Raw genomic sequence first — 21601 nt, forward strand, 5'->3', positions numbered from 1 at the left:
ATTCCTAATTTTCTTTTGAATATTTACTAGTGTCAAGGAGATTTTCTAATTCGGTTTTATTGGTTACAACATTCAACATAGCTTGTAAATAATCTTGTTGTGCTCTATATAATTGTTGTTGCGCATCGTTTAGATCGAAACTAGAAGAAAGTCCTTCCAAAAATTTCACCTGATTTTTATTTTCTATTCGTTCTGCTAAGTCCAAACTCTTTTGCTTATTGGCATAATTTTCTAAACTAAACCTATAATCGTTTTTAGCCGATTCTATATTAAGTTCAACCTGATTCTTAGTGAACTCTAATTGAATAAGGGATTGCTCATATTGAATTCTTTTTTGTGCAGTTCTTGCACTTCGCATTCCGCTGCTAAAAATTGGGACATTTAAACTTAAGCCTAAAATAGATTGATCGAAATAAACCTGATTATTTGTAAAAAAACTGAAGCTGTCACTATTCCCCTGAGCCCCGTAATTCACAAATCCGGTAAGCGTAGGTAAAGACTTGCTTTTTTCCAGTTTAACTAAAATTTCAGCCTGATTGCTTTGATCTTGGGCTAGCCTGAAATCTATATTTTCCTCGATTTGAATTTCTTTGTTAAGTAATTGAAGATCAAAATTCTCTGTACTTAATTCTTCTAAATTATCTAATGCTTCAATATAGTTGTTAACAGGAATACCCATGCTAAGTTTCAGCATATCATAAGCAATTACCTCCATTCTCTCTGCATTATTTAAACTCGTTTCCAAACCTAACAAAGTAATTTCCAGTTGTTCTACAGCTTCCTCTTCTATGAGTCCATTTTCATAAGTTTTTCTAGTATCGTTCAGGTTTTTCTGAATTGTCTCCAAGTTCCTTTTAGAGATTTCTACGCTTTCCCGAGCTAATAAAACATTGCTATAAGCATTGGTAATAGCCAGTTTTACCTCCAAATCTGTTTTCACTTTTGCATTCTCCGAAATTTGAAGCAAAGTTTTGGCAGATTGCACACCTACTATATAAGACCCATCAAAAATCAATTGGTTCCAGGTGCCAGTTGCTGTTAAATTTTGTTGGGTACCAAAGGTTACGGGCACAAAAGTTCCAGGATCTCCCCCTGCAATTTCTCCAGGCAATAAAATAACTGGTTGTTTTAGGTTGTTTATGTATTCTGCATTACCACTTATTTGGGGCAAACCCTGCGAAATAATTTCCCATTTTTGTTTAAGAGCGATGGCAATATCTTTACTGGCAATTTCAGCATTATAACTGTTCTTTAACCCATAGGCAATTGCTTCTTCTAAAGTGAAGGTTTGAGGAGCACTAGTGGTTGATTCCTGTGCGCTAACAATTGCAGTTAGTTGAAGAAAGAATATTAAAAAGATCCTTTTCATTAGTTGTTCAAATGTGATTGGTTTAATACAGTGTTTAAGGTTATTAAGCCTTTTTCCGTAACGATTGCTCTGAGGTGGTATTCTAGAAAATTTTCTAATAATCCATTTGGAGAGAATTTTTCTAGGGGGAAATAGTATTCGTCTTTTATACCCATCATCCCTATAAAATAGATTTTGCTTATAAATTCTAAAGAAATGTTATCACGATATAATCCATTTTTAATTCCTTTTTCAAGATTATTTACCACACAACCTTCCATAATCTGAAGGTGATTTTTCTGAACAAGGATAAATACCTTTGGATAATATTTTTTAAGTTGAAATTGAGGTGAAGTCTTATTGTCTTTTAAATGTTTCATTGCAAAGTTCTTTATATCGAAGAGCTCTACAATAGCATTCTTTTCCTGACTTATAATGGTCTCTATTCCACAAGATATTTGTGATAAGATGTGAAGCGTGCTAGCTTCAACTAACTTAGTCTTGGTAGAAAAATGAGAATAAATTGTTTTCTTGGATATTCCTAATTCACTGGAAATATCATCCATAGTTACGCTCTTAAATCCAAGATTGAGAAAAAGCTCTGCGGCGGTATGAATTATTTGATCTTTCAATACGTATAATTTTTTTTGCAAATGTAAGCAGGAAACTTTAGAAACCATAAAAGTTTCCAAAATAATCACAATAAATTAATAGGTCGTTGAAATTTATATTTTGGGGTTAGTATTGAAATATTCTTATAGACAATAAAGTAGGATGGATTTTTATAAGGGTCAAAATCTTATAGATTTCTCTGGTCGGTTCAAATCCGATGAGGATTGCAAGATATATCTTACTTGGATTAAGTGGCAAGATGGTTTCAAATGCCTCAAATGTTCTCATAAGAAATCCTAGATCAGGAAAGATTTCTCACTTACATGCAATATATGCTCCCAACATGAATCGACAACTGCGAACACACTTTTTTTACTTAGAATAAAGCCATTTGAAGGAAATTTATATTCTGGATAAGTATTTGAAAGATATAATTTTTGGATTTTAATATAAAAAGGCTCCGGGTGCAGGCCAAACACTCCCAATTCATAACCAGAAATATTTTCAAATAATAGATGACTTTTAAGCCTATCTCAAACAATTGATCCCTTGCACCTAAATTATTTATGCAAAGGTGGTTCATCTTTTAAATAAAAAAAGTCACCCCTAACTTGTTTGATTGACCAAACAAATTAGGGATGACGAAATAAAATTTCTGTATATCCGTTTAATGTCCACTCGCTGTAATGCTTGCTATTACTAACCTATCGAACAACTTATCTCCAAAATACCTCCGATTAAGCTTGTATACAAACTCATTGAGGTATAATTGCAGATATTTTTTCTTAATCTTATGATAGGTGCCCACAAAATTCCTTTTGGCATTGCTTATAGCTATATGTACCCATTTTAGGGTTTCTTTGGTGGTCTTTTCACTTGATTTTTCAGTAATATGTAGCTCTACGTAATCTGCTATATCAACGTAGGATGTGCTTTGGTCGGAAAAGATGATAATGTGTTCATCACCAATTGCGCTTTTTAGAGTATTGTTGATTTCATCGGCCTCGTGGTTAACAAGGACTTTTGCCTTAAAATACCTGCAATGACGCTCCACTTTCCCTGTTTTTATATCTTCCAAGACAGTGCTCTCGGCCAGAACCATAACGTTGGATTTGGTCTTGCTGCCACGACCGGCCTTTTGGGTTTGGTGATCGTTTTGGCTCGCCTCAATGGTGAAATAACCTTCATCCATCTCGATCATTCCCTCCAACGTATAGCGGTCATCTCGCTGCCCCATGGCTTTGCGTAGTTTGTGCACCATTGCCCAAACCGGCTCATAGCGCTTTAGGCCCAGCTGCCGCTGTATTTCCTTGCTGGAAAAACCTTTCTTTGTCGTGCTCAAAAGAAAGATGGTCTTATACCAACTCATAAAAGATAATTTGGAGCTTTCCATAATTGTTCCACTTCGCAAGGACATCCTCGCCTTACAGGATTTGCACTGGTAACTCCATTTGTTTTTGAGCCAATAATGATCTATTGATCCACAGCTATGACAGACAACTCCTTCCTTATCACGTTGCTCTTTGAAATGTAGGCGGCAGCACTCCTCATCGGTAAAATGAACTCCGAAAGAAAATATATCCATATCCAATCAATTTAAATTCAATCAAATATAGGAATATTTCCACTAATTAGGAATGTTTACGGACATACAGTAAAATTTTATTAAAGTCCTCTAATTTTCTAGTAGAGAAAAAAATTATTTATCTGTTTTGGTAATTTTCCAAATAACTCCTGAATTTACATCGTATGAAAAGGGAGGTACTTTTGAAAGATCCACAGTCATAACCCCATAATCCACTATATACATCGATCCATCAGGGCCGAATTTAACATCAAATGGACGATCCAGTCCTTTTCCTGCCATCCCGAAATTGGAGGCTGGACCTTTTCCCTTTGTATTGGAGACAAATGTTTCAAGCTGCCCATTAGCTGGGTTGATACTTACTACCTGAGATCCTGCCGGGGTTTTCCTTAGCGGATTGGTTGGCGGTGCAAGATCGCCCCATTCTGCTACGAATACATGACCGGCCATTTTACCCCAAGAGGCAGGTGCAACATCAAGCTTACTTGGGGAAGAATTAATCTCATGCTTACCCAGTACTACTGAAGGATCGGGTGGAGTTAATCCGCTGGCCTTATGGTCAATTACAAAACCTAGATTTTTTCCAATCATCTCATCATTAATATATATTGGAACCTGAAGACTGTCCGGAACTTTAAATTTTGGATTGGTTAAAGGCTCCCTTCCAGCGGAAAAGTCTGGGGCGCCATACCACATCCCTTCCTTAATTCGAAGAGAGGCATCGATCACATCGTTAACTGGTCGAGAACCTCTAATGTCGTATCCGTTTTCGCCGCCATACATATTCCCTTTACTATCCCAGGCCAGGCCTATAAGGTTCCTGAATCCCCAAGCATGAGTGGTTAGAGTACCCATTGGATTTTCAGGGTTAAATTTTAGAATGGAACCACCGCACAAGGTTACCCCTTTAATTACTTGGCCAGGGGTAGTTGCTTCCCCAAAAGGAACAAAAGCACCTGTTCTCACCTTATCACCTTCCTCTGGTGTCATGAAATTAGGAGTTTCAAAGTTTCTTCCAATCAATACGATGTCTTGACAAGGTCTAGGGTGCAAACCAGGGCTTTTCTTTACCCATGGGGCGATAGATTTATCTACTACTCCTGAGTTTCCTGCAGCACCCACAGATACATACATCATATTGTCTGGCCCTACCTGGATATCATTTATTTGGTGTTCGTCCTGATTGTCTATAATTCCTTTAAAAAGCAGTTCTACCTTGCCAGCTTTGTTTACCCTGGATACAGCACCTGTTAAATCTTCTGCTCGATGAGTTATATAAAACCAGCCATTATGCCAGGTAATTCCCACTAAAGAAGGTTCTAAACCACTTTCGCCTAAATTAGCCACTTCCATCTTAGTGCCATTAGGCATTATTTGAACAATACGCATAGGTGCCAATAGTTTAGGGAACAACCCTCCGCCAGCTTCCGCTACAAAGAGATTCCCTTGATCATCCCAAGTCACACTAGTTGGGAGGTGTAAACCCTCGGCCAGTTTCACCGCCTTGAATCCGGCAGGGACTTTAATTATAATATCATTTTCGGGATCCTGTTTATTTTGAGCTTTATAATTAGCGCAGGAAAAAAAGGTTCCCAGTAAAAGCATTAACGCAAAAATCTTTGTCATTTTTTTCATAATAATTGTTTAATGGTTGTTAGTACTTGGTTAAGGAGACCTGATTAAAGTAAATTTAGGAAATAAAAGCTAGGAGGGGAGAGGGATATCTCTTTTTTGAGAGTTATTTAACGAAACTTGCCAATAAAATGCCTGAGAAATGAGAAATAATTATAAAAAAAAACACTTTCCACAACCTGCTATAGCAAAACTGTAGAATTCCTTGACTCTGTAAGTTTGCAATTAAAAATATTTTATCTGTAGAACCACCTAGTGGATTGATTATTAGACTAATTAGAAAATGGCGAGTTTTTTTGAGTTTGAAAGATATCATACCTAATGCAGATCCATAGGTCAGGAGAAAATTGTTTTGCTTTGAATACAAAAAGCATCTGGACTCAAGTTATACTTTCACATTTTGATAAATAGAACCCTGGTATTATTAAACATCGAGATGAGATACTGAATTTAATATCTTTAGACATACTTATATTCAGGCTATAGCTATTAGGCAAGGTTAGATTGAAATGTACTCTTAACTCTAGTATGATTAGAAACTTGAAAGTGGAATTAATTGTAACCGATGCTTCTACAAATTATTTAATTATCAAGGTATTTTGACGCCTCGTTGCTGTAAAAAAATTCATACGTTAGCATGCCAAAGTGAATTATTAGAGGTACCCATAATTATACCGGACATCTCAATTTCCACCTATTTATCTTTAGGTGCATTAGGACATGAGAATCAATAATAATTAATTTGACCCACATTACCAGTTACCGTTTATAAAATATTATGAATTCGTTTGACAAATTATAAACTTGTTTTATATTAGTTGAAACATAAGCAAAGAAGGACCAAAGCAGAAAAAGCACAGACGGCAATGTGGAAAAGTATTTGTAGCCTTTCTTGAGACCTTTAAATCAGGTCCTGCATGGAGCAATGATACTGTGACAAGCGATTGCCACTACAATGCAAAGTTCGAACAGTATGAAAATATGTAAAATATTAATTTAATTCGCATTGCACCAACCTTCCACACTTACCTGATGGCCATTTCCCAATATGTTTGATAGAAATCCAAGTAGTATTTGGTAAGCAATAAAAATTAAATCACTAATTTACTAAGCTGTAAGAATAAAGAAAATATCCCTACAGCTTCACATAAGTATATCCATAACAGAAAAAATTTTAAATATGCCTTCTTCAATTACCTCCGTCATAACTGCTTCCCTCAGTCAACCTGTTAAAAATTGGCAACAATGCCTTACCGATATTATAGCAGCCTTTGATTGCACAACTGGTACCATACATATTCTGGATGAAAGAACGAACCTTTTAAAGTTGCAGGCTCGACAGGGGCTGCCGGATTTTTTAATTCCTAAAATGTCAGAAATCCCTATTGGAAAAGGCATGGCCGGTATTGCCGCCGAACGTCGCCAGCCGGTTGAGATGTGTAATCTACAGACGGATAATTCTGGAGTAGCACGCCCAGCGGCTAAAGAAACCAAGGTTGAAGGTTCTATTGCAGTACCTATGCTACTCGATGGAAAATTATATGGCACCCTAGGTATCGCAAAACCTGTTCCTTATGATTTTAGAGAAGAGGAAATAAATGACCTAATGGAGATTGGAGCAGAAATTAGTGGTTTAATTCAGTCCAATTCAGTTTAATCTTTGCAATATCAACTTATAGGGAAGACGTTTTAACTGTTGTAATAGGTAATTGAATAGTTATCAATTAGGTATATGTTTTATCGCCAACCTCAAAAATTAGTTTTGCAAAAACACATGCTTCCATATTAACTCATAGACATCTATGGGGTCAATAGTGGTAGTATCAATTAAATCAGTATTTTGAGTGATAAATAATGGCCAGTCTTCTTCTGAATCGTGGATCCTTCCGTGAGAGCCTTTCACCAAAGTTGCGTCAAGTGGAATCACATCCATAAGGTAACGGAATCCCAATTTTTTCTTTAGTAATTTTAATCCTATTTTACCTTTCAAAAACTTGATCTTTGGATCGGCAAAGGTTTCTACGGGATCATAACCGGGCTTGCGGTGAATATCTACTGTACGGGCATAATCGGGTGCTTTTTTATCATCCAGCCAGAAATAGTAGGTGAACCAAGAATCTTTATCAGCCATCACTACAAGGTCCCCTGCCCGTTCATGGTTAATGTGATGCTCTTTCTTGCCCGTTTCACCCAGAACAAGCTCTACCCCCGGAGTGCTTTCTAGAAGTTCTTTTACTAAAGGAATATCAACTGGGTCTTTTATGTAAATATGTGCGATTTGATGATCTGCCACAGCGAAAGCTTTGCTGGCCCAGGTGTCTAGTGTTTCCAGTCCTAGCTCATCTTTAACCGATATATATCCATTGTTCCTCAATACTCTATTTATATGTACAGGATTATTGACATCGGATATTCCATATTCTGAAACTATCACCACCTCTGCTCCTTGCTTTTCATAATAAGTAATAAGATCTTCACAGACTTTATCAATCTCTTGCAGGTCTTTCCCTATTTCAGAAAAATCGATGCCCCGCCTCTGAAGGTTGTAATCTAAGTGTGGGAGGTAAATTAAAGTAAGTGTAGGATCATGCCATTTATCGACTAACATGGAAGCATCGGCTATCCAACGGGTAGATTCGATATTTGCATTTGGGCCCCAAAAGGAAAAAAGAGGGAATTGTCCCAGCTCCTTTTGCAGTTTTCCACGGAGATCCATAGGTTGACTGTGAATATCGGGAAGCTTTAAACCATTGGCTGGATACAAGGGACGTGGGGTGATCGCAAAGTCTACCGAGGAATTCATGTTAAACCACCAAAACATGTTGGCACATGTAAAACTAGGATCCTTCTTTTTTATTTCTTCCCATATTTTTGGAGCCTGTACCAGTTTATTCGACTGTCGCCAAAATTTTATTTCATATTCATCCTTAAAGCACCAGCCATTTCCTACAATACCATTTTCCGCTGGCCATTTCCCTGTGAAATACGTTGCCTGCGAAGAGCAGGTAACTGCAGGAAGAAGTGGTTTAATGTTAATATTTTTACCTTTCTCCGACCATTTTTTTAGAAAAGGCGTATGCTCTCCTATAAGACGAGAAGATAAAGCTACTACATTAAGAACAACCGTTTTTTTCATATTTAAATATTTTTCTGTACCCATTCGAGTTCCCGAACAATTGAGTCTACAATTTTGAGCCTGATATCTTCCGGTAAAACTTCCCAAGTATAAGTTTCAACCTCCAAATGATCAGTTATTTTTTCCTTCTTTAAGTATTCAAGTACCTTCAATATATCTTCCTGTGTTGATTCTAGTTTCCCATACTTACCCAGAAAAACAGGTACATGAAAATGTGTACGCCATTCTCTTGCGGCAGGATTGTTTAACATTTCTAAAGCCTGTGGCAAATCTCGGTAATGGGTAAGTCTATCTCCTGAATCCCTTTCCACCACCTGATGGAGGTAAGTGGACTCTACAAAAGGCGTCAATGCCTCTTTAACCCATTTTCTGTCTTCTACTTTTTCAGGCAGGCCAACCTTTAACGCTGCACTTATTTGAATTTTTCCAATCTTGATTCCTTCTGCACTCAGCAATGGAAAAACTTCTTCCGGCTTTTCATACACAATGGCAAAGTGACAAACATCATAACAAACCCGGATATGTTTTTTTAAGCATATCCCTGCTTCTTCTTCAGATAACCCTAGCTGTTCTTTCAAATAAATTGTTCCTTCCGGAATAAGCCATTGTTTGTACCATTCTATTAGCTCGTAAGTATTTTCAAGCAGTCCATCCGGTTCTGGTTCAATATCCAGGTGTAAAAGCTGATTACTCTCCTTACTGATCTTGTAAAGTTTTTCGGCTACTTTCACAATATTTAAAGTTGCCTGTTTAAAAACCTTCTTTTTATCTTTCAGGGAGCCTGGCCAATATTTGTAGGAGAGGGGAGATGTTGAAATCCCTCCTTCCACGCCTTCTGGAATCAACGTTTTTAGAATATCAAATAAGCGGAGGGTGTAGTTCAAGCGCTCCTGGTTCGTCCAGTCCGGCTGGTGTACTTTGTCTTTTACCGATTGATGGTGAAAACTTCCAAAAGGAAAGCCATTAATTGTAAAAACATAGCAGGAATTATCCTCCAGCCATTTTTGGAAAATCATTAGTTTATTTCCTTGCAGAAGTTCCGAACTTGCAGCATTGGATAAACGAAGGCCAATCCCAAAAGAGGTTTCAGGAGAAACCTCTTTTTTTATTTGTGGTATATAATCTTTAATGCTTTGAAAAGTTTCTTTCCAGCTTTCACCAGGATGAATATTTGTACAATAGCTTAAGTGATAACCTTTGTGTAACATAAAAACCGTATATTTTTGACGAATTGCAAAAGTTAATTTAATAATAACGCTGAAGCCATTTATTCACATAGCGTAATTTTCTTTCTACAACAGCTTTAATTCTTTTGCAGCATCAGAAATTAACTTTTCATCTATCTCATGAACTTCAATGCCTTTACCTATTTTATCAAGCAACATAATTGTTAGTTCTCCGCCCAAATGCTCTCTAAATTCTTCAAGACCCTGTAAAAGGTTCTTTCCGGATAATTCGGGTGTGTGAAGGCTAAAACCTAACTTTTTGAAAAGTGAAATGATCCTATTAAGTTCTTGCCTGGGAAGCATTCCCTTGAGGGAGGAATAGGTAGAATCTAGTGCAACCCCCATCGCAACAGCTTCACCGTGCCTTAGCTCGTAGTTTGTTAGATGTTCAAGTTTATGAGCGGCCCAATGGCCAAAATCAAGGGGGCGGGAGGAACCCGATTCAAATGGGTCCCCTCCGGCTATATGTTCCATATGCAATTCTGCACAGCGAAAAATAAGCTCTTCCATTGCAGCCATTTTTCTAGATGCCAAATCTGCGGCATTTTCTTCTATCCATTCAAAAAAAGTGAGATCCTTTATAAGTGCGACCTTGATCGCTTCAGAAATACCGGAGCGCCAATCCCGGTCATTTAGGGTTTGTAAATATGATTTATCGTTGATTACAGCATAGGGCGGAGCGAAAGTTCCAAGGAAATTTTTTTTACCAAAGGCATTTACGCTGTTTTTAACCCCAATACCTGAATCGTTCTGGGCAAGTACAGTAGTTGGAATACGAATATGCCGGATGCCTCTGTGAGCAATGGCCGTAGCAAATCCTGCCATATCGAGAACAGCACCGCCACCTATGGCAACAATAAAAGAATGTCTATCGATGCCATATTTACTGCTTGCTTCCAGGATTTGCTCAACAAATCGCATTTGGTTTTTAACGTCCTCCCCTCCGGGAACGACTAAAAAATCTGCACATAAACTAAATTTTTCTGGGTATGCTGCAGCATAGTTATTAATATTATTAAATAGGTCCGGATGTAAATCTACAATTCCCTGGTCTACAACAAAAAATGCCTTCGAAGTCTTGTCTTTACCTAATACTTCAGCAAATAGTGGATTTGATATATTGAAAATATTTTCCGTGAAATGAACATCATACTTAAATGGAACGGAAAACTTTTGTTCTATAGATTTTTTCATTTTTATAAAAATTAGAATATTGGCTCTACTTTCTCAAGTAACTGCAAATTTTTTGGCTATTCCCATGGAAACTGGAAGTAATAATAGTACAATAATTCCATATATCCAGCCAGCAAATGCGGATGAAAGTGCGGCGTTAAGGACTATGAGGGAAATCACCCCCGCTTTTACTGCTTTCCCTATCAACTGAGGCTCTTGCTTGGTTATAGCCCTGGATAGAGGTGGGAAAATAAAATAAGTAAGTAGCAGCACAAAGGGTATTACCTGCCACCACGGAATTTTAGATACAAATCCCAGGAAGGTAAGGGCCAGAATAATTATTACGTACATTGCAGCTCCACCCAACAATGCTTTTTTGTTACCACCGTGAACTTCACCCCGGCTAATCATGGTAATAGCAGCAATATATATAACAGGAATTAGTGCTAAAAACCAAAAGTCCTGGATTACAGATGGAATAGCACTTACCCCAAGTAAAAGATTCCCTCCCCTACATAAGCCCATATTAATAGGCCCAAATATTAGCTGGTGTTTCCCCCACGAATCGTATAATATTGCCAGTATAGCTATTATAATGGCAATTATTCCGCTAAACAGGGATGCTTGAAAAGCAGCCGCAATTCCCACAATCAATAATAAACTTGCCAGTATGCTGGCACTTAAAACTGAGGCTCCTCCGCTAGGGATTGGCCGTTCAGGTCTTTCTTTCTTATCTAGTTCTGCATCAAAAACATCATTAAAGACTATCCCGCCTCCGTAAAGTCCAATTGTTGCCAAAATCAACCAAAGCAATTGGTAGAATAGCGCACCCGACTCAGGATTTTCAGCTGAGAATAATTGTACGGCTGCCCCGGAAACAGCAAAACCAGCTAAAACATCTGCAATTGCTGTAATTATATTAGCAGGACGCATTAGCTGTATATGGGCAAGGATGGTTTTCATTGAAAAACTTAAAAATTTAATTTTCCACTATATCCGAAGAGGAGTCTCCATCTATTTGTGGGGTTTGGCCTCCCCGGAGAATGGTATTGCCGGAAAGTTTTTTTCTTTGGTCTATAGGTTCGGGATTTAGCCAGTCTGTCTCTTTCATTTGGCCGCTCTGACCGTATGCTGAAAGTGCATTTTGGTAACAAGCAAGGTGGATGAGTTCCTCACTTATTCCTTTTTCTTTCATTAATTTTGCCGTTTTTGGAACCGCAAGTGGATCGCTTATTCCCCAATCTGCGGCACTATCCACGATAATTCTTTCAGCCCCATATTGCCGTATTATTTCAACCATACGTTCGCTTCCCATTTTTGTATGCGGATAAATGGTGAAAGCAGCCCAATAACCCCTGTCCAACACTTCCTTGACCGTTTCTTCATTATTATGATCAACTACAACCATAGAAGGATCCAGTCCATGCTCTTCGCTTACATCCATGCTTTTTGTGGTACCTCTTTTCTTATCCCTGTGCGGAGTGTGAATCATCACTGGTTGGTTCACTTCTTTTGCCAGATCCAGTTGTAAACGGTAATATTTATCCTCTGCCTTTGTTTGGTCATCATAACCTATTTCTCCAATGGCTACGACTCCTTCTTTACATACGTATAAGGGTAATAATTCCATTACTTCCTCGGCTAAGGCCTCATTGTTGGCTTCTTTGGAATTCAAACCGATAGTACAATAATGTTTGATTCCGAACTGGCTAGCTCTAAAACGCTCCCAGCCAATTAGACTATTAAAATAATCCTGAAAGCTACCAATCTTTGTTCGGGGCTGCCCCAACCAGAAAGCAGGTTCTATAATGGCACGAATGCCAGCTTTCTGCATAGCTTGATAATCATCTGTGGTACGTGAAGTGACGTGAATATGAGGATCTATGTACATATTTAATTGTTTAGTAATTAATATTTAATTGTAAGTATTTGCTTCGGAATAACCCAGTAATAAAATTTAATCTAAACGTTCATTTAGATTTATATCGTTTTCGAAGATTAATATCTTTTTGTTGTTACTAAGCTCGTTAAAATTTTTCTACTTCAATGGAATCCCAAGTCAACCTACCTGTTTCTATATCTTCTTTGATATCAGGAAACTTTTTAAGTAACTCAAGTGCTTTTGGATAGTTACTGGAAGCACATGCCAGTAAGCCCGCCTTTTTTTCAAGCAGATCTCCTTGAACAACTTTTTCGATATCCGATATATAATTTTCATTCAGGAATGGACCTACAAAGCGCCAGAGTTGGGGCATCACTTCCCGATTGGCTGCCCAACGCTCATGAGCAAAATCAACAAGCATCTTAGCTAAATCTATATTCGCACGTTCATCTGCTCCGTAAATCTTATGTAATGGTCTTTGCATGAAAACTGCTTTAAGGATCATTTGGTTCCATGCTTTTTGGTCTAGAAATTCTTTGGGAAAAGGGTTATGCAACGCAATAGCATCAAAAACATCTGTAATGTTAGTTCGAATACCTTCAACAGCTCGTTTAGCCATAGTATTTGGATAAGGAAGAAGAGGGAGAGCACAGTACAATGTTACTTGTTCTTCAAAATCGGCTGTCTCATAAAGCCTGATAAGATTAGTTTCGTAGTTTTTAGCATCGCTGTTCGGTAATAGAAGCAATAAATAAGTGCGAACCAGTTGCAACAAGTTCCAATATTGCGGTTGAAATCCTTTCTTGAATTTTTCTGCCTGTGCTATTTCGTGCTGTGAAAGATGTAAAGACTCTTTTCTAACAAAGCGGGGCGCAGAGCTAAACGCGAAATAAAAAGATCGTAACTGGAAGTCAGTTTTAAATTTTTCCTCCTGTTGCCTTAACCATTCCTGCTCAGCTTCACTAGCCTTTTTATTAATTAAATCTTGAAGAAATTCAATGGTTTCAGAAATATCTGCCTGATGGGCCATAAGCTTTTTTAAATATAATAAATTATTAAATTAAACTGAGCTTGGGGCAGTTCCTATATTAAATATAGAAAATTTAAAAAACAAAAGTCCTGAATTAAGAATATTTTGGCAATGGGATAGCTTCTATCATTAAATGCAGTTCTTTTTTATGTAATAATATTAAAAGAAATCTTCAGGCTTTTTTCAAATTTTTGGACCTATGAATAATAATAAATGTTTTGTAAGTCCAAGGATGAAATGATTAATTAATCTATCCGCATGGAATGACGCTTTCATAAAAAAGGACATAAGCAAAAAATTATTTCCGCCAATCCAATTTTCTATATCATTTTTATTCAATATTATTTGCTTTTTTTATTAATTAAGTCATCCCTAACCTGTCTGAATGAACAGACGGGTTAGGGATGACGAATTAAAAATTTTATTAAAGTCCTCTAATTTTCCAATAGAAGAAAAATTATTCTTCTATTTTGGTAATTTTCCAAATAGATCCGGAATTTACATCGTACGAATAAGGAGGTGCTTTCGAAAGATCGATTGTTACCACTCCGTAATCCACTATATACATCGCACCATCTGGGCCGAATTTAACATCAAATGGACGGTCAATTCCTTTTCCTGCCAATCCGAAACGAGAGGCGGGACCTTTTCCCGGTGTATTGGAGACAAATGTTTCAAGTTGTCCTGTCGCCGGGTTAATACTTACTACCTGTGATCCTGCCGGATTATTAGCACCACGTAGCGGATTGGTTGGTGGTGCAAGATCGCCCCATTCTGCTATGAATACATGACCGGCCCTTTCATTCCAAGAGGCAGGTGCAACATCCATCAAACTCGGAGAAGAGTTAAACTCATGCCTACCCAATACTACTGAAGGATCAGGAGGGGTCAATCCACTGGCCTGATGGTCAATTACAAAGCCCAGATCTTTTCCAATAAACACATCATTGATATACACTGGTGCCTGAAGACTGTCGGGAACTTCAAATTTCGCATCGGTTAAGGGCTCTCTTCCCGCGGAAAAGTCCGGAACACCATACCACATTCCTTCATTAATACGAAGTGAGGCATCTATCTCATCGTTCACCGGCCGCGCACCTCGGTTGTCGTATCCGTTTTCTGCGGCATACATATTCCCATTACTATCCCAAGTCAGGCCTATTAGATTTCTGAATCCCCAGGCATGGGTGGTTATAGTACCTATTGCATTTTCAGGATTAAATTTTAGAATGGAACCACCGCACAAGGTTACCCCTTGTATTACCTGGCCGGGAGTAGTTGCTTCCCCAAAAGGAACAAAAGCACCTGTCCTCACCTTATCACCTTCCTCTGGTGTCATGAAATTAGGAGTTTCAAAGTTTCTCCCGATCAATACGATGTCTTGGCAAGGCCTTGCTTTTAAATTAGGGCTTAACTTTACCCATGGGGCTATAGACATATCTACTACCCCTGCATTCCCTGCAGCACCCACAGCCACGTACATCATGCCATCAGGCCCTACCCTGATGTCATTGATCTGGTGTTCTGCCTGGTTGTCTATAATGCCTTTGAAAACCAATTCTACCTGGCCAGTTTTACTTACCCTGGAAACAGCACCTGTTAAATCGTCCGCTCGATGAGTTATATAAAACCAACCATTATGCCATATCATTGCCACTAAAGAAGGTTCTACTCTGTTGCTTAAATTAGCCACTTCCACCTTAGTGCCGTTTGGCATTATTTGTAATATACGAATAGGTGCCAATTCCTTAGGGAATAATCCACCGCCAGCTTCCGCAACAAAAAGGTTTCCGTCGTCATCCCAGGTTACACTGGTTGGAAGGTGTAAACCATCGGCTAATTTCACCGCCTTGAATCCGGCAGGGACTTTAATTATATTATCAGCCATTAAATCATTACTAAAAAGATCAGGCGTGTCTTCTGCATCGCAATTTCCCTCCATAAAATGGAAATATTCGGTGTTGTTATCAGCGCTATAAAGAGACCTTACATCTGTGTCTGTAATCACTCCACTTCTAATGAGTTTTGGTTGTGCATCATAGGCATCTGAGTCTAATAAAGTAATTTCTACATAATATTCATCCGTACCACTTTTATCTACCAAAGCAATACAAAGAGGTTTTGCAAAAGCATCTCCATTGGAATTCACACCTATCTCGTTTTCCGTATTCAAACTGATGCTTCTCCCTCTAGGATTTTGAGGATCTCCAGTATAGATCCAGGCACTGGCACTAAAATGTACGGGAAAATGCCTTCCGTTTTCATCACAAAAGTTACCGAAAATACAAAAATTTATAACTTCATTTTGGGTGATATCGAAAAATAAATAACCATATTCATTTACCATACGGCGGTCATAGCATACAACATCTACGCTTACGTATTTTTTGACTCCCGCGCCCAAAGGAATATCCATGGGCAGCGCTGTTCCCACCATATTTTCAAATAATCCGCTTCTGGGGGCTATCCAGAGTTGGGTCCCAGTTGCATCAAAAACACTAAAATATTCTAAGGTATAAGTGCCTGGTACCAATTCAAGATCAGGAGAATATTTGGTAAAAAAATTATCGACTCCATCCCCATCAAAATCTGCTGCGTTAGGGCTTAGCTCTACCCTTAACGGATTAGTATTGCTTCCCACAACCCAACTTCCATCTTGGGAAAGTGCTACTTCAACGTAAGCGGGAGTGCCATCTGTACATTCCGGTAAATCATCCAGATGTTCTTTAATAGCAGATCGGTTACCTGCCATGTCATTTAATAAAGACCCAAAAGACAGAGTAGCCTTCTCTTGATCTGAATTGTTGTTTTTAATATCATCCTGACTACAGGAAAATAAGGTCGCTAAACAGATTAATAGCGACAGGTACTTGGATAGTTTTTTCATAATAAGAGTTTTATTCAATAAATGTTTAGAAAGGTTTACTTTTTATAAAAAAGGGGAGCTGTATTTTAAAGGGAAGTTTCAATTTTAAAAAAATCATTACCCTAATTGCTTAAAGTTAAAAAGGATAATGAAAATTTTATATGGGGGTTTTGCCCTAATTTTTAACATTTCAAATTTTTTTTTTGCGTTTAATGGATTACTATTATTTATCCATTTTAAAAATATAAATGGGTGCCTAGGAATCTATTTCTTAGAGCTTTTTTTTAATTGAATTTTTAAAAAATGTGGTCATGGTTGAAATGACCTATTCTTATCTGTATTTATAGAGCATTTGTATTTAAAGAATCTCGAGTTAAGTCCTCTTGAACCTTAATTTCATACCCACAAGCTATGTCCCGAGCTGTCTCGAGAAAAATATTTTTAAAAATTCTAGGCATCCCGATAGATTCTTATCGGGCGGGGAATTAATTTCTTAATGAGAGATCAATGGGCTGGCTAAAATAAATAAGTGGAAATATTATGGTCTGAACCCTTGTGAAAATAGCGGAAAATCTCAACTCAAACAAAAAAAGAAACAGCCCTCAAAAGGGGCTGTTTACTATATCAGAATTAATAACAGAATTAATTTGATTCTATTGTAATCATAATTACCTGTGATGTAGGTGGAACATTATTAAATTCGGAATCACCCACCAAGCGTACTAAATTATTGGGATCTGGCGCACCGGTGTTCGGGGCCGGTTGCCTAATTACCTGAAACAATCCCGCACCCGGATATTCATCGATTTCTGTCCCAGCATCATATAAAAATACTTGTGAAGTAATATTACCATCTATCGCAACCCCATTATTGAATAATGGAATTCCAGTTTCATCAAAACTATAGAACCAGTCATTACTTTGGATAAACATCGTTGCCAGAGATAAATTCATCCCTTCCGAAGCCGTAAAAGAAAACTTATAACTTTGACCTGGGCCAATTGGTCCTGGACTGGATGCACCTACAGGCGTATTGAAAGCAGCAGAGGCACTAACTGTGGCCAATGTACTTAAATAATTAGCGAGAGCCATAGACGTTCCATCTTCTGCTACAGCTTCCAGACCATTGCCAAATACAGGAACACCAAGAGCATAGATATGCATGGTTCCTTCCTCATGAACAGCCCAAGCTCCAGGAGACAATGGAACAATCAATCCGGTGGCTGCAAAAGTATCTGCGGCCAAAGCTGCCGGGAATCCGTCTTCAGCTATGTTTTCAACTCCTTCTTGGCTAGAAACCAGGCCGGCATTAGCGGCAGGTTCTCCTACTTTAAAGAATGGAGCAAGCTTGGTATGCACTGCATAAACTCCTGGAGAAATTGGCACAGCTGCTCTTGTACCCTCGCCTAAAGCAGGAGTGGCAATGGTTGTTGCTGTAGATACATTTATAATACGCACTCTAAATTGCGCATCTCCAATATATTCTATAGTTACTTTTATAACCTCGTCTGCATCGGGAATAATATTTCCAAAAGAATCTGTATTGCCTATAATTTTAGTTACTACGCCATTTTCATCTATTCCCTGATCTTCGGCTGTTGGTGCTTGTTGAGGTTTCTGGTTAGGGCCTCCGGTAGCTTCATTCACTTCGGTTCCTGAATCCCATATAAATACTTGGTCTGTGACATCTACAGGACCACTGGAACCAATAGGGTTATCACTCCCGTCATATAAAGGAATTCCTCCTTCGTCCGGGGCAAAGAAGAGATCATTAGACTGTACGAACATCGTGACAAAGGACAATCTTGTACCTCCATCCATCGGTAGAACCACAGGACCGGCATTTATCTCAAATTCATATGCATCTCCTGGAAATAACGGCCCCTTAGCAGTTTCACCTTCCGGTATGCTAAAAACACCACTCTGGAATATAGGTTTTGGAATTACTACATTTGTAATTGTAACAGTAAATTCTGAAGTATTTTGCTCCCCGTCTCCTTCATTAAAAAGATCAGGACTGTCAATAGAATTACAGTTTCCTTCAAAGAAGTGGAAATAATCTACATTATTGTCCCCGGTATATAAATCTTTTACATCGGTATCTGTAATAATCCCAGATCGAACTACTACTCCATTCATGGAAATTTCAATATAATAATTATCTTCCCCTTCCTTATCCGGAAGCGCTAAACAAACTGGTTCAGAAGATTCATCACCATCATTATTAACTTCAATGGTATTGCCCAAGTCAGCATATAAAAGCTGGCCGCTATCATCGGTACCATACCAAACATCCACTACATATTCAGCAAGGGAGTGTCTGCCGTTTTCATCACATAAGTTACCGAATATGCAGAAATTTATAATTTCGGATTGATTAATATCAAAAAATAAATAACCATATTCATTTACCATTCGGCGGTCATAACATACTACATCCACGCTAACATATTTTTTGACTCCCGCGCCCAATGGAATATCCATAGGAAGAACTGAACCCACCATATTTTCAAATAATCCACTTCTGGGGGCTATCCAGAGTTGGGTACCAGTTGCATCGAAAACACTAAAATATTCCAGGGTATAAGTGCCTGGTACCAATTCTAAATCGGAAGAGTATTTAGTAAAATAATTATCCAACCCATCCCCATCAAAATCTGCTGCGTCGGGGCTTAACTCTACTCGTAACGGATCAGTATCGCTTCCCACAACCCAACTTCCTCCCTGAGAAAGTGCCACTTCAACATAAGCAGGTATACCATCTGTACATTCCGGTAAATCATCCAAATGTTCTTTTTGCATAGCCCTATTCCCTGAAAGATCGTTTAATAATGATCCAAAGGATAAAATTGCTTTTTCTTCGTCTAAATTGTCGATTTTAACTTCATCCTGGCTACAGGAAAATAAGGTCGTAAGGCTAATTAATAGCCAAAGGTAAGTTGTCAGCTTTTTCATAATCAAATAGTTTTAATTAATAAATATTAATTGTGCCTAGCAATAATATCAGCGTAACAGTGGTTTTTCAGTAGGATAGAAATGGAGAAATTTAATGTATATAAAATTAAACAAACACTGAAAGAGATGAGATACGGGATTTTCCCCATATTTTGTATTATCTATAATTATTTGAAAGAATTTTACTTTAAACCTTAGAGCTTTTAATTTTTGGAGAAAAACACAGTCGATTAATCTATAAGATAACAATGTCTTTTGTCTGGGTGACCCGAAAGTTCGTAGGCTTAAGTTATCTGGCATTTTCTTAACAAAAAAAAACCGTCAAACATTTGTTCAAGATTGCCTAGTGATAGGGGTGGCAAATGTTGAGAAAAGCTATAAGAAATAAGATGTCCTAAAATAAATTTATATACACTATAAGAAAAAGAATTTTAACACATCTAAAATCTCTGTTAAATAATTACTATAGCTTTTAATAAAAAAATATGTATCTCATTATAAAATTTTGAGCCAAAGTAAATTTCGGAAACTTTAAACAAAAAAAGTTTTCCTAGATCTCAATAAATATTCAGTTAAATTAATTATTCATAACAATTATGGTATTTTAGCCGAAAATTTTGCCAAATGCATACTATTTCTGAATATAGGGAAGCTCTTAGAGAGTATTTAAATAAGAAAGTGGAAACTAAAGAGCCTAAAAATCTTTATGAACCAATTACTTATATATTAAATCTTGGCGGAAAGAGATTGCGCCCAGTTCTTGTGCTTATGAGCGCCGAAATTTTTGAGACTCCTTTTGAAAAAGCTATGGATGCTGCCTTGGCTATGGAAATTTTCCATAATTTCTCCTTAGTGCACGACGATATTATGGACGATGCTCCATTGAGAAGAGGGAAAGCAACGGTACATGAAAAATGGGATTTAAACACAGGGATACTTTCTGGCGATACTATGCTTATTACTGCCTATCAACTTTTTGAGAATTATGAAGGTGCAATTTTTAAAGAACTGGCACAATTATTCACTAAAACTGCAATTCAGGTTTGTGAAGGTCAACAGTACGATATAGATTTTGAGAGTAGGGAAGATGTGGAAATAGAAGATTACCTGAAAATGATAGAATATAAGACCGCTGTTCTTGTGGGAGCTTCCCTGCAAATGGGTGCTATAGTTGCGGGTGCTCCAGAAGATTGTAAGCGTTCTGTTTATCAATACGGAAGATTGTTAGGAATTGCATTTCAGTTACAAGATGATTACTTGGATGCCTTTGGTAATCCAGATACTTTTGGGAAACAAGTTGGGGGTGATATTATAGAGAATAAAAAGACCTTTTTATATTTAAAAGCATTAGAGAATTCTGAAAGGAATGAAGCTAGTAATTTAGAACATCTTTACTCAATAAGCCCGGTAGATGCAACAGGTAAAATTGAAGCAGTGAAGCTTATTTTTGAACAAAGTGGCGCAGCAGAACTTACCAGAGCGGAAATTAAAAAATACACGAAAGAGGCTTTTGCGATCCTTGATAACATAGAAATTCCTGAAGACAAGAAATCTTTGCTACGTAGTTTTGGATCTTCTTTAATGGAGCGAGAGGTTTAAAAATAGATGCTTACAAAAGGCATGAGCGCACTGCTGTAAAAACTTTTTTCATCATCATAGAGCAGATCGTATCTTATTCCTGCAGTAACATTTCCTGTGTTATATCCAATTCCAGCAAACAGGGCGGGAACCCAATATTTCTCTTCCAGATCTAGGCCAATAAGCTCATATTTTCTATGAATATTTAGTTCCTGAAATTCTACAGATACCTGTAGAAATCTTACTGGATTTATCAAAGCAATAACACTTCCTCCAAGGCTCGTTGTCCTGAATTCATCTTGTTTGGCGTATGCAGCATTTAAACCTACACCTGCAGAAACTATCTCATTAAAATCATAAATGGCCGAAGGTGCAATTATTCCGGTAAACCTATTGTTGCCAAAATTTAAACCCAAACTTCCTCCAAAACGTACAGATTGCCAAAAATCTTTTCCCTTGACTTGAGTGGTCTTTGAATCTTGGGCAATAAGATTCCCAGAACTACAAAAAGAGATAATAAAAACTAACAAAAATATATTTGAGGTGCGGTTTGTATAGCTAAACATGTTAAAATTCTT

15 protein-coding genes and 1 pseudogene are annotated in these 21601 nt (G+C 37.7%); 3 read left to right on the forward strand and 13 right to left on the reverse strand.

Annotation, left to right across the window (positions count from 1 at the left end; all coding sequences use genetic code 11):
- Positions 1–4: 4 nt before the first annotated feature.
- Both H033_RS0104690 and H033_RS0104695 read right to left on the reverse strand, forming a co-directional pair.
- Entirely contained in the window at positions 5–1369 is a 1365-nt protein-coding gene (locus H033_RS0104690; protein WP_026837253.1) for a TolC family protein, read from the reverse strand.
- Positions 1369–1980 (reverse strand): TetR/AcrR family transcriptional regulator, encoded by a 612-nt coding sequence (locus H033_RS0104695; protein WP_026837254.1) that lies wholly within the window; start codon positions 1978–1980, stop codon positions 1369–1371. Before H033_RS0104695 ends, H033_RS0104690 begins: the two co-directional genes overlap by 1 nt.
- Before the next feature lie 142 nt (positions 1981–2122).
- Between H033_RS0104695 and H033_RS21990 the strand changes: the two are divergent.
- Positions 2123–2332: pseudogene (locus H033_RS21990) on the forward strand (IS1595 family transposase); the annotation flags it as partial.
- 295 nt (positions 2333–2627) lie between these two features.
- Here the strand turns inward: H033_RS21990 and H033_RS0104705 are convergent.
- Entirely contained in the window at positions 2628–3545 is a 918-nt protein-coding gene (locus H033_RS0104705) for an IS1595 family transposase (protein ID WP_026837256.1), read from the reverse strand.
- 114 nt (positions 3546–3659) lie between these two features.
- On the reverse strand, positions 3660–5180 hold the full coding sequence (locus tag H033_RS0104710; protein WP_155827722.1) for a PQQ-dependent sugar dehydrogenase: 1521 nt from the start codon (positions 5178–5180) through the stop codon (positions 3660–3662).
- Positions 5181–6357: 1177 nt separating this feature from the next.
- Between H033_RS0104710 and H033_RS0104715 the strand changes: the two genes are divergently transcribed.
- Entirely contained in the window at positions 6358–6834 is a 477-nt protein-coding gene (locus H033_RS0104715; protein ID WP_081661808.1) for a GAF domain-containing protein, read from the forward strand.
- Between the two features lie 99 nt (positions 6835–6933).
- Here the strand turns inward: H033_RS0104715 and H033_RS0104720 are convergent, their stop codons facing one another.
- From H033_RS0104720 to H033_RS21995, 8 genes are all read right to left on the reverse strand, one after another.
- Positions 6934–8313 carry an alkaline phosphatase family protein gene (locus H033_RS0104720; RefSeq protein ID WP_026837259.1) on the reverse strand — a complete coding sequence of 460 codons (1380 nt, stop codon included), beginning with the start codon at positions 8311–8313 and terminating at the stop codon, positions 6934–6936.
- Between the two features lie 2 nt (positions 8314–8315).
- Positions 8316–9521: a metabolite traffic protein EboE gene (gene eboE, locus H033_RS0104725; protein ID WP_026837260.1), complete on the reverse strand. Its 1206-nt coding sequence runs from the start codon at positions 9519–9521 to the stop codon at positions 8316–8318.
- Between the two features lie 84 nt (positions 9522–9605).
- The gene (locus H033_RS0104730; RefSeq protein ID WP_026837261.1) at positions 9606–10733 is read right to left on the reverse strand and encodes a 3-dehydroquinate synthase; all 1128 of its coding nucleotides are present in this window, start codon (positions 10731–10733) and stop codon (positions 9606–9608) included.
- A 33-nt stretch (positions 10734–10766) separates the two neighbouring features.
- Positions 10767–11675: a UbiA-like protein EboC gene (eboC, locus tag H033_RS0104735; protein WP_026837262.1), complete on the reverse strand. Its 909-nt coding sequence runs from the start codon at positions 11673–11675 to the stop codon at positions 10767–10769.
- Between the two features lie 16 nt (positions 11676–11691).
- Positions 11692–12603: a TatD family hydrolase gene (locus H033_RS0104740; protein ID WP_026837263.1), complete on the reverse strand. Its 912-nt coding sequence runs from the start codon at positions 12601–12603 to the stop codon at positions 11692–11694.
- A gap of 136 nt (positions 12604–12739) precedes the next feature.
- A complete protein-coding gene (locus H033_RS0104745) occupies positions 12740–13624 on the reverse strand; it encodes an EboA domain-containing protein (protein WP_034886106.1) in 885 nt (294 codons plus the stop codon).
- A gap of 457 nt (positions 13625–14081) precedes the next feature.
- Complete coding sequence (locus H033_RS20855; RefSeq protein ID WP_051227789.1) at positions 14082–16511, reverse strand: PQQ-dependent sugar dehydrogenase; 2430 nt, start codon at positions 16509–16511, stop codon at positions 14082–14084.
- Positions 16512–17132: 621 nt separating this feature from the next.
- Positions 17133–19445: a spondin domain-containing protein gene (locus tag H033_RS21995; protein WP_231367549.1), complete on the reverse strand. Its 2313-nt coding sequence runs from the start codon at positions 19443–19445 to the stop codon at positions 17133–17135.
- A gap of 624 nt (positions 19446–20069) precedes the next feature.
- On the opposite strand from H033_RS21995, the gene H033_RS0104760 reads away from it, so the two are divergent.
- Positions 20070–21044, forward strand: a complete 975-nt coding sequence (locus tag H033_RS0104760; RefSeq protein ID WP_026837265.1) for a polyprenyl synthetase family protein — start codon at positions 20070–20072, stop codon at positions 21042–21044.
- Here the strand turns inward: H033_RS0104760 and H033_RS0104765 are convergent.
- Positions 21041–21589, reverse strand: a complete 549-nt coding sequence (locus H033_RS0104765) for a hypothetical protein (RefSeq protein ID WP_026837266.1) — start codon at positions 21587–21589, stop codon at positions 21041–21043. The genes H033_RS0104760 and H033_RS0104765 overlap by 4 nt on opposite strands.
- Between the last annotated feature and the right edge of the window lie 12 nt (positions 21590–21601).

This window comes from Gillisia sp. JM1, from assembly GCF_000424645.1.
In the GTDB taxonomy this organism is placed as follows: Bacteria; Bacteroidota; Bacteroidia; order Flavobacteriales; family Flavobacteriaceae; genus Gillisia.

Bases quoted from the DNA above. Each gene is read 5' to 3' on its own strand.
- H033_RS0104745 (WP_034886106.1), bottom strand. From the start codon at position 13,624: ATGGCCCATCAGGCAGATATTTCTGAAACCATTGAATTTCTTCAAGAT.
- H033_RS0104720 (WP_026837259.1), bottom strand. From the start codon at position 8,313: ATGAAAAAAACGGTTGTTCTTAATGTAGTAGCTTTATCTTCTCGTCTT.
- H033_RS0104690 (WP_026837253.1), bottom strand. From the start codon at position 1,369: ATGAAAAGGATCTTTTTAATATTCTTTCTTCAACTAACTGCAATTGTT.
- H033_RS21995 (WP_231367549.1), bottom strand. From the start codon at position 19,445: ATGAAAAAGCTGACAACTTACCTTTGGCTATTAATTAGCCTTACGACC.
- eboE (WP_026837260.1), bottom strand. From the start codon at position 9,521: ATGTTACACAAAGGTTATCACTTAAGCTATTGTACAAATATTCATCCT.
- H033_RS0104760 (WP_026837265.1), top strand. From the start codon at position 20,070: ATGCATACTATTTCTGAATATAGGGAAGCTCTTAGAGAGTATTTAAAT.
- H033_RS0104715 (WP_081661808.1), top strand. From the start codon at position 6,358: ATGCCTTCTTCAATTACCTCCGTCATAACTGCTTCCCTCAGTCAACCT.
- H033_RS0104705 (WP_026837256.1), bottom strand. From the start codon at position 3,545: ATGGATATATTTTCTTTCGGAGTTCATTTTACCGATGAGGAGTGCTGC.
- H033_RS0104730 (WP_026837261.1), bottom strand. From the start codon at position 10,733: ATGAAAAAATCTATAGAACAAAAGTTTTCCGTTCCATTTAAGTATGAT.
- H033_RS0104765 (WP_026837266.1), bottom strand. From the start codon at position 21,589: ATGTTTAGCTATACAAACCGCACCTCAAATATATTTTTGTTAGTTTTT.
- eboC (WP_026837262.1), bottom strand. From the start codon at position 11,675: ATGAAAACCATCCTTGCCCATATACAGCTAATGCGTCCTGCTAATATA.
- H033_RS0104710 (WP_155827722.1), bottom strand. From the start codon at position 5,180: ATGAAAAAAATGACAAAGATTTTTGCGTTAATGCTTTTACTGGGAACC.
- H033_RS20855 (WP_051227789.1), bottom strand. From the start codon at position 16,511: ATGAAAAAACTATCCAAGTACCTGTCGCTATTAATCTGTTTAGCGACC.
- H033_RS0104740 (WP_026837263.1), bottom strand. From the start codon at position 12,603: ATGTACATAGATCCTCATATTCACGTCACTTCACGTACCACAGATGAT.